Here is a 15,867-nt window from a genome sequence, read left to right as displayed (position 1 = left end):
GGATAGCGAACCATCTGCTTACCTTTAGTAAGATTTACTTAAATTTAACAATTGTCGCACCATTTCCGCCTTGGTTTGCCGGTGCAAACTCAAAGCTTTTGACGCTCCGATGGTTTTTAAGATAATCAGTAATTCCCTTGCGAAGTGCGCCTGTTCCTTTTCCGTGGACAATAGTCACTTGAGGATAACCAGCTAGAATGGCAGAATCCAAATATTGATCTACCTCACTTAGCGCTTCTTCGTATCGTTTTCCTCGAAGGTCCAATTGATTCGGCACGTGACTACTAGATTCAGATCGTACAGCATGGATAACTCGTTGTGTTGGCTCTTTTTGAGGAGCAACAGGCGTCAGCTCGTCTTCGGATACATTCATTTTTAATATACCGATTTCTACTTGCCACTGATTCCCGTTTTTACGTAAAAGCGTCCCTCTTTGGCCGTAAGTCGTAACCAACACTTCGTCTCCCGGTTTCAACGTTTTTTGTTCTTTCGCCTTCTTCAATACTTTATTTTTCTTCAAAGTTTCTTCTTGATGTAGATTTGCTAATTGGGTCTTTGCATCGATCAACTGATGCTCTTTCACATTTCCTTGCCCAATCTGCTGTTGCATTTTACGAATATCAGCAATGATTTTTTCTGCTTTTTCTTCCGCCTCTGACACGACTTCGTTTGCTTTTTTCTTTGCTTTTTCCATTTCTTTTTCACGTTCTTCAAAGAAATAGCTGTAAGCTTCTTTCAAATCATCGTGAAGTTCTTGTGCCTCAGAAACAAAATGACGCATTTCCAGATATTCGGTCTCTGCCATTTTCCGGCGATTCTCTAAATCTGTGATCATTTCGTTTAAATCTTGGCTCTCATCATTCATCAACTGCTTCGCTTCATCAATAACTTCTGTATCAAGACCTAATCGGCTAGAGATTTCAAACGCATTGCTTCGTCCAGGAAAGCCAATCAGCAAACGATACGTTGGACTTAGTGTATCCACATCGAACTCCATGCTGGCATTAATCGTATTTGCCCGATTGTATCCATAAACTTTCAATTCAGGATAATGCGTTGTTGCCATCACATAAGCAGACTTTTTACCAAGATCATCTAAGATTGCGATTGCTAGAGCAGCACCTTCTTGCGGATCTGTTCCTGCACCGAGCTCGTCAAATAATACCAGACTTTTTTCATTGACTTTTGATAAAATATCTACAGTGTTCGTCATATGAGAAGAAAAGGTCGATAGACTTTGCTCAATCGACTGTTCGTCTCCTATATCCGCAAATACTTCCTCAAAAATACCGATTTGACTTTCTTCACCTGCAGGAATCGGTAATCCTGCTTGCCCCATCAGTTGTAACAGACCTAAAGTCTTCAACGTGATCGTTTTCCCACCTGTGTTAGGTCCTGTAATGACGATGGCTTGATAGTCTTTTCCGATTGTGATGTCATTAGAAACTACTTTTTCCTGATCGATCAGTGGATGTCTTGCTTGTTTCAATACGACATGATTGTCTTCACTGATTCCCGGCACGATGGCTTTTACTTCTTTACCAAATCGTGCTTTTGCATTCATCAGATCCATTTTACCAATCACATAAGCATTGTGGATGATTTCTTGACGATGGGGAACAAGTTCAGCAGAAAGTTCACTTAAAATACGTTGAATCTCATTTCGTTCAGCGATTTGGTATTGACGCAAACGATTATTCAAATCCACCACTTGTTTTGGTTCAATAAATAAAGTCTGTCCTGAAGCACTTTGATCGTGGACTACACCGCCAAATACACCGCGGTATTCTTGTTTGACTGGGATAACGTAGCGGTCATTTCGCATGGTGATGATCGCATCACTTAAATACTTTGCATTTTTCCCACGGACGATCCCATCTAACTGTTCACGAACAGCTTGTTCACTTCGCCGAATGTTCTGTCTTATGCTCTTTAACTCAGGAGAAGCGTCATCAGTCACGCGTCCGTCTTCATCGATTGCTTCCTTTAAACGGCGGCTCAAAACAGGGATCGTGACTAACTGATCTGCCCACATATACAAACGTGCAAATTCGATTTCACTGTCAGAAAGATCATTAATGAAACGATTCAATTCGCTTGTCGTAGACAATACTCTGGAAACTTGTGCAAGCTCCACTCCATTCAAGTCTGCTCCGATCTCAATCCGTTTCATATGGGGACGGATATTTTCAAGTTTAGGTATAGGGATCCCGCCTCGCAGACGTTGCACTTTCAATCCATCCTCAGTTTCTTGAAGCCAGTTTGTGATCGTTTGTTTCTCACTCACTGGTACCAATTCTGCCAGTTCTTCTTTTCCTTGTGCAGTCACTACAAATTGTCTGACCATCTGTTTGACTTTTTCAAATTCCAATGTTTCAAGGATTCGGTTATTCATTTTATCACCTTATCTTTCACTATGAAAAAAGAGCTGTGCCGGACATACGCTACGCAGCCTTCTTAAATAAACTACTCTGTACAAAAAACGAAATATTTTCCAGCACTATTTTCCTTAATTCAAAATATTCGTTACCCAAAGCTCATACATCTTGTTGGTAAGAAATGGCGTTCTCTCAACGATAAAACGAGCGAAACTATGCTCGCCGAATTGATTTTGGACCACATCTAATGGAACAAAGGCAAGTAACTGCAAAATCAAAAATATAGTAACGTAAGCCATGATTAGTGACAGGATGCCTCCTGCAATCCAGTCTACCTGTCTCAAGATCGGCACATACGTCAATCCATGGACAAAAACCCCCACAAATCGGGTAAGCAGCCAGCCAATTAGCAAAATAATCAGAAAAGCAGTTCCTGCATAAAAAGCTTCATCTAGATGAAAGGCAAATACCTGATCAAAAAATGCTAACTTTGATGTTGGGGTGACAGCTGGGTATGGAATGTATAATTCCAAATGACTTGCTAATGGTTTGTAAAAATGCTGGGCAGCAATAAATGACAATACATATCCAATCGCGAATATGATTTGCAAAGCAAACCCGCGACGTGCTCCAGAAAAAAACGCAATTAGCAATAAAAATAAAATCAGCAAACTCAGCATGCTACGTTCCTTTCTCTTCTAACTTTTTTAAATTTTTCTTATTTTGATAAAAGGATCTTAATTAGAAGATTTTTGTTTAATTTGTCCTTTTCGTTTCTCGTTTAAAATCTGTTGTGCTTCCACATGATTTTTAATGGTATGATCTGCTTGACCATTTTCTTTCAATACTTCCCGAGCTTCGTTCTCGATTGCTTCAATGCGTTTCACACGATTTTCAAGCTCTGTAAATTTGATCATTTTTTTCTTTAATTCTGCTGTTTCTTCTTCCAGCTCCAAGATTCTTTCTTGTTTCTTCAATTGATCCGAAAGCGCATTGACAGCCATCAAGATTGCTGCTTGTTCATTATCCATTTGTGGTGATAATTGTTTCAATTCTGCTAACTGTTCATTGATCAGCTTCGTTACGATATCCATATGATGCTTGGTTTCCCGTCCGATAATAGTATATGTTTGGTTGGCAATCACTGCTTTGTAGCGTGTTTTTTCGTGCGCCATACGAATCATTTCCTCCTATTTGATGAAAGTTTTATTTAGTGTACCATGAAGTTGGTTCTTTCACCGTTCTCCACAAATATTTTTCACATACTTAACTATTATATGATAAACTTTAAAAAAATGCTATGTCTCGCAATCTCTTAGAAAACGAAAAGTCGTGAGTTGCGGTATAGTTTTATGTATAAAAACGAGGAGAATTTTATGAGCAACGTCATTATCAAAGCAACAAACGACCAACTTAGTCAAATGAAAGCATACTATCGCTCTTATTTGTTAAATAAACAGATTCCTTATACTAGCTTTGCTGCAAAAAAAGACGGGACGACCATTACCGCTTATACATCCGGAAAAGTGATGTTTCAAGGTGCGAATGCAGCAATAGAAGCTGATAAATGGGGGGGGGCACAGGATAAACAAGCCAAGCCAGCAAAAACAGCCTCTTCTTTGCCAAAAAATATCAGTCAATTATCCGTTTTAGGTAGTGATGAGGTCGGAAATGGCAGCTATTTCGGTCCGCTAACAGTATGTGCTGCTTATGTGAAACGTGATCAGCTTGCAGAATTACGTAAACTTGGTGTTAGAGATTCAAAAGAGTTAAAAGATAGCCAAATCATCCAGCTTGCTGACATCTTAAAAAAAACCATCCCCTATAAACTGCTTGTCTTATCTCCAGAAAAATACAATGAGATCCAGCCAAAATACAATGCCGTTCGGATGAAAGTCGCTTTGCACAATCAAGCGATCCATCTATTGTTAAAAAAAATCGCACCAGAAAAACCAGAAGCGATTTTGATCGATCAGTTTACGCCAGAAGCAAATTTTAAAAAATATGCGCGTTTAGAAAAAAATCAATTACAAGAAAAACTGTACTTCGTTACTAAAGGAGAACAATATCATTTAGCTGTTGCTGCTGCTTCTATCATCAGTCGTGCCAGCTTTTTGGAAGAGTTAGACAAAGCATCAGCTGAAGCTGGAATCACCCTTCCGTCAGGAGCTGGAACGAAATCTGACCAAGTAGCGGCAAAACTATTGGAGAAAGGCGGCATGCCTATGCTTGAAAAATATGCCAAACTTCATTTTGCCAATACAGAAAAAGCTTTGAAGCTACTAAAAAAATAATGGAACTGTGACAAAAGTCATGTCACAGTCCCTTGTTCCGAATAAACGGTGTTCAATCATCTGATCCTCGGTATTAGCTCAAAAAACGGCAAAATATGAGGAACTATTTTTCCGTTTGTTTCTCTAATACTCAGAACAAAACGTTGATTTCACAACCTTTTTCTTAAACGGTGTTCTCATGCCAACTCCTCGGTCACAAGTCACAATAGTCATCAAACATGAGAAGCTGTTTTTTGAAATTGCTCCTTGTGACGCGGAGTTAAACGGCAGGCTCACAACCTCTTCCTTAAACGGTGTTCAAAAGCTTGCATCTGCGATAATAAGCCCGGCCAAACGAAAAATATGAAGAGCTATTTTTGTTTGGCTGGGCTTATTTATTACTGAAAATAAGTGGTCAATGCTTGTGTCAAACTTGCAGCAATCTGCTGCTGATAACTGTCTGTTACTAATTCCTTTAAATCACTATCATTATTCATATAACCCATCTCGATTAAAATAGAAGGTTGAAGATTTTCTCGAAGAACTTGATAGTTCCCAGTGGAGATTCCTCTTGAATCCAGAGGCAGATCAGTGAAGGAGTCTGCGTGTAAACTGATAAAGACATCTGCCTTTTTTTCTTCACTGTAGTCGCATATATCTCCAAGCTGTACTAATTCATCTGTAATATGGGTCAAATAAACCGTTGCTCCAGCATCCTCTAGCGCCTTTTTTACTTTTATGGCTGTACTTAATGTTATATCTTTTTCTTCTGTTTGTTCATCATTGCTTAATGCCCCAGTATCATTTCCGCCATGCCCAGGATCTAATACAATCACTGCATCAGATAGCTCTTCCGGTTTTGTTTGTATATTCTTTGTGACTTTGGTTCCATCTTCGAGGGCTAAATATCCAGTATAGCCATCATTTGTCTTGATCTGATAAGCATTTTTTGTTTCAGAAAGAAACTCCGCCAGCTCTCCGCCGTTTATAGTTGCAAGTGGGGTAGTTAGCGAGTCATCTGTATATAGTGTACGGTCATTTTTTCCGATTTTGATTAATGTCTCTTGTTCTGTGTCATCAAATGATTCCTTTGTCTTTGTAACCGTACTGTTCGTACTGCTGACCGTTTGTCCAACTATCTTTTTTTGACCAAAAACATCTATTTGAAAACAGATAATAATGATAATGATTGCAAATACAAAAGCTCCAATTATTTTTTTCATTCTTGACTCTCACCTCGTAGATCCAGACTAAGGGTCAAAACTTAAAATCAGCTTAAGTACGCAAAAAAGGGGCTGTAAAAGATATAACCGTAGAAAATAATATTACTGCTAAAATGATTTTTTTCATTTTTGGCATATCCTGAAATCTCCTTTGACTATTCGTGGTGATTCATCTACCCAATAAATAGTTTCCTTCATTCTACAAACAATTAATTTCTTCGTTATTAAATTAAAACACTTCCTGGAACACCGACGTAATAAATAAAAATATACCCTGATAATCATGAGAGAATAACAAATTTGTATTTATGAAAAACTACCTATATAAAAAAAACAAGATATAACGATCTTCGTCATATCTTGCTTCTTCACCTAACTATTTTTCTCCCTATATAACAGCTTTACGCTTCTCCTAATACACCATTCAAATATAAATCGATCAATTGCGCCACATTTAGCGGTTCTTCCACAGGTCTTTTCGACCGAGTGATGTAAGGTGCTAACACTAAGAAAAAATGCCTTGCTGCGATTTCTTTTGAAATCCCATTTCTTAGCACAGATTGGTTTGCTGAAAAGATTTCTTCAAAAGGTTCACGATAATTTTTCTTCCATAGAAAGAAAAGATGATCTCTTGTTTCCTTTGAAAGATTGCTTTCAAGATCGTGAAGCATCAGAAACAAATCGACCAGATGTGTCTCAATCAAAAACTGCGCCATTTTTGTCAAGGTTACTTGAAATCCCGTTTCGCTTGTTTGAACGATTTCTCTCAAAGCTTTTCCAACATCTTTTAAGTGGTTTTCTAAAACTGCCGTATATAGTTTTTCTTTATCACCGAAATAATGATAGAGATTGGGCTGGGTGATCCCAACTTTTTGTGCGATCTCTCTTGTTGAAGTGCCGAGATATCCCTTGGACATAAACAAGTCAGTCGCTTCTTTCAAAATTTTTTGCTGTGTATCTTTGTTGTATCGATGGATCATTTTTCCACCTGCTTTTTGGTTATTCTTTTTCTTTCAATACACCATCTTCCATCATAAATATTCTATCGCATTTGTCAATCAGCCGTGTATCGTGAGTAACCATGATCGTTGCTTTATTTTTGTCTTTTGATTCTTTTGCCAAGATATCGACTACTTCTCGTGCCTTTTCTGAATCCAAACTAGCAGTTGGTTCATCTGCTAGAATAATGGACGGATCATTGTACAATGCACGAGCGATTGCGACCCTTTGCCGTTCTCCACCAGATAGTTCTTCTGGATACTTGTTGATCAACTTATCCACGCCAAGCTGCTCAAATAATTCGTTTGCTTCTTTTTGACGATGTTCATGTTTGATCTTATCTACTAATAATAACTGCTTTTTTACTGTCAGAAAAGGAACCAGATTGGAAGCTTGCAAAATAAAGCCAATTTCTTTAAAACGTAGTTTAACGCGTTCACTTTCTTTTTGATTACTGAATTCTTGACCATTGATAAATACAGAGCCACTGCTAGGCGTCTGCAATCCGCCTGCCAAAGTCAAAAAAGTACTTTTACCTGAACCAGAAGGACCGATGATTGCAACAAATTTCCCTTTATCGATACTCATGGTTGTTTCTTTCAATGCTTTAACTACTTGGTCGCCATCTTGGAAACTTTTTTCTACTTCTTTAAATTCTATTGCTTTCATGCTCTTCCTCCTTCTTATCCAATTGCCTTCAACGGATCGATTTTTACGATTGTCCGAACAGAAAATAGTGCGCCTAACACAGCTACTACCAGCATCAACAAGCTAATGACGCCAAAAAACAGCCAATTGCTTTGGAATGGAACCGCATCAGGTAGAACAAGGGATGTTCCCACTGTTCCTAATAGACCAAGAAGAATACCAACAAATGATAAAATAAATGTTTGTGCCACTACAGAACGCGCAATAAATCCTCCTGTGATCCCTTGTGCTTTCATTACACCAAAGATATTAATCTTTTGCATCGTCAGTACATAAATGAAAATCCCGATCACAATAGCCGCAATAACGATCAAAAATCCGATCATAAATCCAAAAGTCAATACTTGCGCATTATATCCAGGTAATTCATTGATGAATTTAGAAATTTTGATCTGTTCTAAATCTTCAGGTAAATTACTGATTTTACCTCTGACAACTATTGCGTTAATCCGTGCATTTTCACTTGTATCTTCTTTTTCGAAGCGGATCTCTTGGTAAGCATTGATGGTTGTATAGAGAACTGGTGAGACATTGAATTTGGCATGATCCGTAAAGCTAGTTAGTTTAAACGTCTTGTCACTACCAGATAACTTAACTGTATCTCCTACGGCTAGACCATATTCTTCTTTCAAACTAATATCGCCTACTGCCTCATCATCGTTATCAAAAGCTTTTCCTTCAACAAGATTGGGCATGATGAATTGATTTTTATCGATACCGAAGAAGCTAACATTGATTTTTCCTTCTTCTGTACTGTCTTTACTAGTCACGACTCCAGGTGTCTGGGCAAGATACGCCACTTTCCCACCTTCGACTTCTTCTGCTATCTTCTTAGTAATCATGGACATCCCTAGATTTGAATTTGCATCTTTCGAAAGCACAATCGAATCTGCCTCCCACTTGTCGACTGCTGTTCGATTATCTTGAGCTAAGCCATAAGCTAACCCAGTCAAAAAAAATACCAGGTAGGCAATCAAAAACATCACCCCTGCAACTAACGCATAACGTAACTTTGAATGCATAATTTCATTTAATGCTAAAAACATTTAACTCCTCCTCCTGAAATAATCATTTTATACAACAATTTTATCACTTGATAAATTTTTGGCGAATATTATGCTCAAAAAATTCTTCCGCTATTTCATTATATGAATTTTTTATTCTCGATTGATTAATATTTATTATATCCCCACACAATAAAAGACCGTGATATTTCTCACAGTCTTTTATCTACTCTATTGCTATTTGCTCTTTTAGCTAGTACTTTAAAAGCTAACTCATTGAGGTAGTGAAAACGAGGGGTATATTTAGACAGAAATCCAAAATCCTCAACTGCTAGCTGTGGAATCGTAGTTTTGTGTTTCACGATATCCGCAAGCAGGTTCAAATCTGATAATAAGAATTCTTGGCTTATCAGCTGTCCGCCAATTATTTCTAATGTATCCGGATGGTAGATCAGCTTTGCATTTACTGTTTTATTTTCTTCATCGTATTGTGGAAATAGATCAAATTCTCCTGAACACGAACCGGTATTTTGTTCCAAGAATGGCGCTTCATCTTCTGTCAGCCCTACAGTTCCTAAAAAGTAGTCTATAATGACTGCTGCTGTTATCTTTTGTCTGAGGTCGTAAGCGGTTGGCTGACCACTCAAAGTTAGCGCTACTGCTCTTGCCATATGTACAGCTCGAGTAACTAAAGGTAAAAAGAGATGCCGTTTATTTTTGTCAAAACTGACTGGGACGATATCTCCAATCGCATAGATGTCCGGATCACTTGTCTGCAGATATTCATTGACTATCACAGTCTCATCCTCATACAAAGCCACTTTTTCTTTTAACAATGTCGTATTAGGACGAGTTTGGGCAGAAAAAATGACCATATCTGCCTTTATTGTTTGAGACAGAAGTTGTACGGATACTACTTTCTCTTCTGATTTTTTCCAATCGATCAAGAATTCATTTGGATAAAAATTTATTTGCTTAGTTTGCAGCTGATTTTGAAAACTGTTGATCATATCCTTATCAAAATATCTTGATAAAACATTCGGCATATAATCAACTAGATGAATAATGTATCCTTTATTTCTCAAAGTATCTGCTAATTCCAATCCAATGTAACCAGCACCGAAGATCACTACTTCTTTTGCTTCTTTTAAAGCGGCAAGTACTTGCTTAGATTGCACTAGATTTTTATAGGTGTAGACATTTTCAGCTTCAATTTGTTTATACAAGGTGACAGGAGAGGAATCTGTCGCTACGATTAATTTATCATAGGTTATGGTCTCGTTTTTTCCTTCTTTGGATGCGAGGATGAGCTGATGTTTGTCTGGATCAAGTTCAGTTACTCTCCATTCGGTGATCAGTTTTGCCCCACTTTCTTGAAGAGTCCGCATGTTATGGGCAACTTCAGCTAAACTACGTATCTTTCCTTTTAAATAAAGGTTGATTCCATTTGAAACATAGCCTAGTCCATCTTTATGATCTTCATCGATCAGTAAAACTTCTGCTTTCGGTTGAAGTTTTCTTAGATTTAGGGCAGCTGTGATGCCTGCATGGGAAGCACCAATGATTACGATTTTCATGTTTTATTCATCCTTAAATTCAATTTTTCTAAATAACATTCTTTTAAAAATTGGTTCAAATAGGGGAAATCATAATTATATTCGTTGCTAGTGAATACAAAAACTTTAGCGGACTTCTGTGACGGGTACTCTTTCAATTGGCTAGTCAAAATGATATCATACTGCTTTTCTTTCTCGTATTCGACTAAATCATATTTGATCGTATTCAGCAATTGTTCCTGGATGATTTCTTTCACGATATCCGCCATTAGCCTTTCATAAGGAAGATCATAAGCAATTTGCAGACGTAATTCTAACTGCTTGATCAGCGTCCGTAAAATAGATGCATAGCGAGCAAATAATTCAAAGCGGGCATTCTCCTCGTCTACTTCAGTAAAATCAACAATAGCAAAAGTTTGTCTGACCAATCTTTCACATAAAACCAGGAATTGTTTATCTTCTACTTCAGTTAACCGCTGTTTTAATCCTTCTTGGTCAAAAATATTCATCCATCCTCTAAAATAGGCAAAATGAGCGTGGTTTTGCATCACTGTCAACGCAATCTTTTGCGAAATCTCTTCTGAAAAAACATAAAAAGAGAAATATTCTTCTATCGATTGTTTAAACGTTCGATTCAATTGAGCTACTACGTCGTCTTTGTATTTTTCGCTTATCAAAAACTCCTGGACATGCGAGTTATGTGTATCTAATGTAAAGTTACTGATCATGAAAAGATAAAAAACCAACGTTTCATTTTGATTCCAAGGAAAGGCATATTGAAAGAAGTAACGGGTCAAAAATGTATGGAGGTCCAATAAAAATTGTGTCGTTTGAAACAATCCAACAGGAAGATTGCTATAATCTGGTTTGGATTTTTTCGTACAGCGCATTCGCTTCTTCATAATGGAAAGCCATATTTCAAATTTCAATCGTCCTTCTTCTGTAATAGCAAAACTAAACTCTTTTAGCTGTTCCATCACTCTCATAAATCAACGTGTTTTGACCTTGCTGAATCAATTGCTTTGATCCAGAATGATTGAAGTATAATTTTGTTCCGCTTAATTCTTGACCTTGATCATTCTTAAATAAAGAAGTCAATGTACCTGTCAGTTGCCAAGGAGACGTGCTTGGAAGCCGAGTATCCCGCACATCAAAAGAAAAATCGCCTTTTGCTTCATAATAACTTGTCTTCAACGGTTTGGGGAGATCGTTACCAAATGTAAAATCATCTGGTACATTAACTAATGTTAATTCTTGTTTGGGGACAAGAATTGTTTTAGCAGATGTTTGGACAACTGGGTTAGGAAGCTTAGCACCATCTGCTAATGTAATATTGCTGGAAAGTACAGCTGCCTTTGTCAGTATGCTGACGGATTGTACAGAAGTATCTACAGTATTTAATTGATAGTTGTAAGTAAGATGAATGGTATCTCCTATTTTGCTCAATAGATCTGCTGGGACAGAAACTCCTTGTTGAATGCCGGTATCTGCGATAGTTGTACCATTTAATTTTAAGGAACCATTGATATAAGTAGTATTTTCAGGAAGTGAGATCGTGATTTTTTTGTCGGTTATCGCATCCCCAGATTTTGTTAACGTGAATGTCACATTTTCTTGAATCGTATCTCCTGATAGAGCAGACAGGGGATCTCCTGTCTTAGGTTGTCTGCTAAGGTTTTTTAGCTGACTATCTGCACTCACAGATGGAAAATTAGCCACTGTTATTTGAGGAAGAGTGGTGATTCCAGCTTGTTCAGACTGCCATTTGTACGCAAAAGACGGATACATGTTAGTAAGTACATCGTCCACCAAGCGATAATCAAAATAATATTGCCCTGAAGCCAATGCAGGTAGTGTAGAAGTAGCTGTATTTACACCCCCGTTATTTGATTGGATCGTTTGGAAAAGTTGATCTGTCCATCCTGTCGCTAATTTTTGGGTTCCTTTCGAATAAAGCCTGTAATGGATCGAACCCTTTTTTAGTTCAGTTGCTGACCAATTGGCCGTGACTTGGTTCGATGCAGAAGAAAGGAGCTTTCCCCACTGACTATCGGCTGTTAAGTTTGTTGGTAAAACCGTTCCGTCTAGCTTGTACTGCTCCAATACCTTTAAAGCAACAGGAGAAAGCAATCCGCCTTGCGCATCTTTCCCACTGTACACGATATTGGCTGTCTGATTCAATCCACTTGTGCTTGCTGGAGTATGAGTCAGTATTGCTCCTTGTGTAACGTTTTTTCCTGTAAAATAGTTGACTACGCGATCAAAGCGACTAAATGGCAACTGATCAAAACGTCCTTCAGTCAGCCCCATCGTCAATGTCCGACTATTGGTAGAGCCTGGAAGGTTCTGGTTATTTCCATCCACGTATTCTGTGGTATCAGCAAATGTATTATATTTTCCTGTTGAATCACTTGGTGAGATGTAACTATTTCACGTATTTATCTCTGCACTTGCAGAAAATGCATATGCTCCTGGATTCAAGTTTCCGCCAGTTAATTTAGGATAAAATCTACCTGCAGCTGGAGCTAAAATCGAATTGAACATACGATCTTGGATAATATTATTCGAATCATAAAAATCAACAGAAAAAACGGCCTTTTTAGACATAGAAGGTTGTAATTTACCCTTGGTCAAAATTTTGTTTGGACTCGTATCATATTTATCTCCGTTTTCTGTCATCTTCGCGACATTAGCTGTAATATCAAATTGAAGCGGAACATCGTCAACATTGAACTCGCCTCGCGTAATAATAGCGATGATATCTGCCAACAGAGTATTTGTATCCCACGAACCCATCCCGAAACGCAAGGTATGGCTTCCTGCTGATAATAAACTTCCGCTAGTAACCTTGATGGGGGCACCGGCAATATACAAGTAGGCGTTGTTCCAGTCAATTGCTTTTAATACATCACTGCTTGATACATGTTCCGGCAAATTGATGATCGCCACAAATGCAAATCCTTGTGCAGTGATATTCACCAAATCAAGTACATTTGTTAGTTTCACATGGCTTTCCCAATGAAAACGGACCGTGCCACCTTTCCAAGGATCATTTGAACCATCGTTCAAATAAGTAGCAGTCAATTTAGGCAATTGGTTAGCCCCAGTTAGTTGGACAAGCTTCCCGCCATTGACTGCACTACGTCCACCATTTGGAGGTACGATATTTTCATACGTGTATGGATCATAAGAAATGGCAGGAGGCGTTGCTCCAACAGCTTCTGCCGAAGGTGAAAAGATAAATATACTTAAAACAAAAAGCGAAGTAAAAAAGAAGGAGCGAAAAAATGAAAATTTATTTTGTAGCAACATGTTCATCCTCCTTTTCCTTTCTTCTCCATAACAACAACCACGCAAGAAGCCATAATTCTATACCAATGATCAAATAAAGAAAACGGATCTTTTGTTCATTCGTCTCCGGGAATACGCCATGTTGATTAGATTCTTTATAAATCGGTAGCTGTGTCTGCTGTTTTGATGCGCCATTGACTGAACCACTTGGATGCGGAACTGGACTTAGATCATAAAATGTAATCGTACCTGAACTTTTGGTATCTGCTTGGACTGGCTCTTGCCAGCTGAAGAACATCAAACTTGCAATAATCCCTCCCAATAAGATCGATGTTTTCAACGAAATCACCTCATCATGTTGTTTCTCCTTTTTTCTTTTTCTTGTGGACCCACAAAAACAGCAAAATCAACCATAACACTAGAACTGCAGCAACCAATCCTGCATAAAGCCATGGGAAAGATTGTTCTTGTACTGCAAAAACGGAATTTTCATTTACTTTTTGTGCTTTTTCTTTTTTGATCGTAAAGTTTTGTGTAAATCGCCATTCATTACTGTCGCCTGATTTTGCTATGATTTCTGCGCGGTAATCGCCGGCTTTTGCTTTATCACCAGCTAAATCAAGATTCAAGTGAAAATTCGAATTTGGTGCAACTAAAAATGCATTAGACGTATTTTCAATATAAAGCTGATTTTCATAAAAGATCTTGCTCGTAAATATCAAATTGCTGATAATCCTAGGCTGAGGATTTTGGAAACGAAGCTGAACAGTTGGCTTTGCGTTGACCTCGTCCAAATCTCCTGATAAAAGTTTCAGATCCGTTTCTATCGTCTCTTGACTTTCTTGTAAAACGACTGCGAGATTATAAGCAATACGATTTTTGATTTGTGCTCCTTCTGTAGCATTTTCTATTTCAGCTTCTTCTTTAGGTGAAACATGAATACCCGCTAATACACGTCCCTTAAAGCTTTTTGCTGGGATTTTCACTTCTATAGGTACAGTTGTTTCTGCATGTGCTGATACATTGATTTCCTTTTTCGCAATGAGCAAAACGTCACGGACATCAAACGGCAATGTCTCATCTAACGTTGGGTTTTTTTGACTATAATCGATCGTTCCACCATCACTCGTTACCGCCGGATTGACAGAGACCTCAAATGTTCGTTCTTCATCTGAAGAATTGCTGATAATTACTTCTAGTGTCTGATTTTGTTCCGGTGCCACTAATAAATCAAAATAACCGATTGCTTTATCTATTTGGTTCTCTGGAAATACCGGTTTGATTCCAAAGTCTCCTGCTGAATCCTTTGCTTGGCTGATTGACGGAAAAATGAAAAATAGACTTAAAATAGAAAAAAACGAAACAAACAGTCGTTTACTTTGATTCATTGTCCACCACATCCTTTCAACAACAACTGCGGTAAAAAATCCTTCACCTATAGTATTTTCACCGCAGTTTGTTGAATTTATTTCATACTCTATGCTACTGGGCCAGCCACGAGGTTCCAAGTCAAATCAGCCGTGAATGTTCCAGCTGCTGCTTTCGGCACTTTCAGTGTGATATTTGCTGGATCATAAACAGAAAGCCATGTTCCCAGACCTTGATCTTTTGCTGCTGTAAATATTGGTGTCGCTGCACTTGCTTTACTCAACCCAGTTACAGTTTGACTAGTTGGTCCAGTGGATTCGTTATCTGACGTACTTTTAACAATGGATGTTCCAAAATCTAATTCAGCGCCTTGCAAAACTTGTGAACCGTTTACAAAATCTGAAACCGAAACTGTCACGTTCCACCCTTGTGCTTGGCCATCTGCACCTACACCTCGACGATCTGATACTTGGAGATAAGGTGTATCGTTTTTTGAAGCGTCTACTTGATACGTTTTTGTTCCGCTTTCAATCTCGTGTGTACCAAATGGCAATTCGGGAACTACATCCAGTGTTAAAGGACCTGTCTGGCCAGTTGCTGGATTTTCCGGATCTGCTGGCTCTACTGGTTTTGAAGGGTCAGTAGGGTTAAGAGGCTCCACGGTATTTGTTGGTTCAGTAAAGGTAATGTCTCCTTTTGAAGTCGCTTGACCCTCAGCAAAAGCTGGTGTTGCCAAGCCGCCTAGAAGAAGTGTTGAAAGTAATAATGTCCCAATCATGTTCTTTTTCATAATAAATCACTCCTTTTTCTTAGTGACCTAAGTATAGTAGAGACAGTATGCAAAAAATCCTCATGAATTCATCCGCTTACTTGAAATTATGACCCTTTTTGTATAAAAGAGAAAAAAACAATAAAATCGTTTACATGAATATTCTTCCTTTTTTATTAAGTATGAAAAAATATTTCAATTTTATTTTTTCGTTTCAAATTATTCTATTAGTGACATCCTTGAACTATAAAAATAGGAGTACGGCATCATCTGCCGCACTCCTATTTGTTTTCGTCAT

The 15,867-nt window shown here is 38.1% G+C and carries 12 protein-coding genes and 2 pseudogenes; 1 reads left to right on the top strand and 13 read right to left on the bottom strand.

Translation table 11 applies throughout. The features are described 5' to 3' along the window. Positions 1–34: 34 nt before the first annotated feature. The 3 genes from MKX69_RS03495 to zapA all read right to left on the bottom strand — a co-directional run bounded on the left by MKX69_RS03495 (position 35) and on the right by zapA (position 3,553). Positions 35–2,395, bottom strand: a complete 2,361-nt coding sequence (locus MKX69_RS03495; RefSeq protein ID WP_341008807.1) for an endonuclease MutS2 — start codon at positions 2,393–2,395, stop codon at positions 35–37. A 114-nt stretch (positions 2,396–2,509) separates the two neighbouring features. Next, positions 2,510–3,058 (bottom strand): CvpA family protein, encoded by a 549-nt coding sequence (locus tag MKX69_RS03490; protein WP_002295088.1) that lies wholly within the window; start codon positions 3,056–3,058, stop codon positions 2,510–2,512. A 57-nt stretch (positions 3,059–3,115) separates the two neighbouring features. Next, complete coding sequence (zapA, locus tag MKX69_RS03485; RefSeq protein ID WP_002295087.1) at positions 3,116–3,553, bottom strand: cell division protein ZapA; 438 nt, start codon at positions 3,551–3,553, stop codon at positions 3,116–3,118. Between the two features lie 201 nt (positions 3,554–3,754). Between zapA and rnhC the strand changes: the two genes are divergently transcribed. After that, on the top strand, positions 3,755–4,672 hold the full coding sequence (rnhC, locus tag MKX69_RS03480; protein ID WP_341008803.1) for a ribonuclease HIII: 918 nt from the start codon (positions 3,755–3,757) through the stop codon (positions 4,670–4,672). Positions 4,673–5,049: 377 nt separating this feature from the next. Here rnhC and MKX69_RS03475 read toward each other — a convergent pair whose 3' ends face one another. The 10 genes and pseudogenes from MKX69_RS03475 to MKX69_RS03430 form a co-directional block, all read right to left on the bottom strand. Continuing rightward, the gene (locus MKX69_RS03475; RefSeq protein ID WP_341008801.1) at positions 5,050–5,874 is read right to left on the bottom strand and encodes an N-acetylmuramoyl-L-alanine amidase family protein; all 825 of its coding nucleotides are present in this window, start codon (positions 5,872–5,874) and stop codon (positions 5,050–5,052) included. A 401-nt stretch (positions 5,875–6,275) separates the two neighbouring features. Beyond that, complete coding sequence (locus MKX69_RS03470) at positions 6,276–6,854, bottom strand: TetR/AcrR family transcriptional regulator (RefSeq protein ID WP_002306167.1); 579 nt, start codon at positions 6,852–6,854, stop codon at positions 6,276–6,278. A 19-nt stretch (positions 6,855–6,873) separates the two neighbouring features. Beyond that, on the bottom strand, positions 6,874–7,542 hold the full coding sequence (locus MKX69_RS03465; RefSeq protein WP_002318574.1) for an ABC transporter ATP-binding protein: 669 nt from the start codon (positions 7,540–7,542) through the stop codon (positions 6,874–6,876). Between the two features lie 14 nt (positions 7,543–7,556). Further along, the gene (locus tag MKX69_RS03460) at positions 7,557–8,627 is read right to left on the bottom strand and encodes an ABC transporter permease (RefSeq protein ID WP_341008799.1); all 1,071 of its coding nucleotides are present in this window, start codon (positions 8,625–8,627) and stop codon (positions 7,557–7,559) included. 170 nt (positions 8,628–8,797) lie between these two features. After that, positions 8,798–10,162 carry an NAD(P)/FAD-dependent oxidoreductase gene (locus MKX69_RS03455; protein ID WP_341008797.1) on the bottom strand — a complete coding sequence of 455 codons (1,365 nt, stop codon included), beginning with the start codon at positions 10,160–10,162 and terminating at the stop codon, positions 8,798–8,800. Beyond that, positions 10,159–11,106, bottom strand: a pseudogene (locus MKX69_RS03450) (helix-turn-helix domain-containing protein); the annotation flags it as partial. The pseudogene MKX69_RS03450 and the gene MKX69_RS03455, both read right to left, overlap by 4 nt. Beyond that, positions 11,105–13,453, bottom strand: a pseudogene (locus MKX69_RS03445) (hypothetical protein); the annotation flags it as partial. The pseudogenes MKX69_RS03450 and MKX69_RS03445, both read right to left, overlap by 2 nt. After that, positions 13,437–13,772: a hypothetical protein gene (locus tag MKX69_RS03440; RefSeq protein ID WP_341008795.1), complete on the bottom strand. Its 336-nt coding sequence runs from the start codon at positions 13,770–13,772 to the stop codon at positions 13,437–13,439. The gene MKX69_RS03440 and the pseudogene MKX69_RS03445, both read right to left, overlap by 17 nt. Before the next feature lie 13 nt (positions 13,773–13,785). Beyond that, positions 13,786–14,820 carry a DUF916 and DUF3324 domain-containing protein gene (locus MKX69_RS03435; protein ID WP_341008793.1) on the bottom strand — a complete coding sequence of 345 codons (1,035 nt, stop codon included), beginning with the start codon at positions 14,818–14,820 and terminating at the stop codon, positions 13,786–13,788. A gap of 89 nt (positions 14,821–14,909) precedes the next feature. After that, complete coding sequence (locus MKX69_RS03430; RefSeq protein WP_002334105.1) at positions 14,910–15,590, bottom strand: WxL domain-containing protein; 681 nt, start codon at positions 15,588–15,590, stop codon at positions 14,910–14,912. Between the last annotated feature and the right edge of the window lie 277 nt (positions 15,591–15,867).

The sequence above is a fragment of the Enterococcus sp. FSL R5-0957 genome (genome assembly GCF_038008005.1).
Lineage (GTDB): Bacteria > Bacillota > Bacilli > Lactobacillales > Enterococcaceae > Enterococcus_B > Enterococcus_B faecium.
The sequence above is the reverse complement of the archived record's forward strand: the minus strand, read 5'-3'. Positions and strand labels throughout refer to the sequence as shown.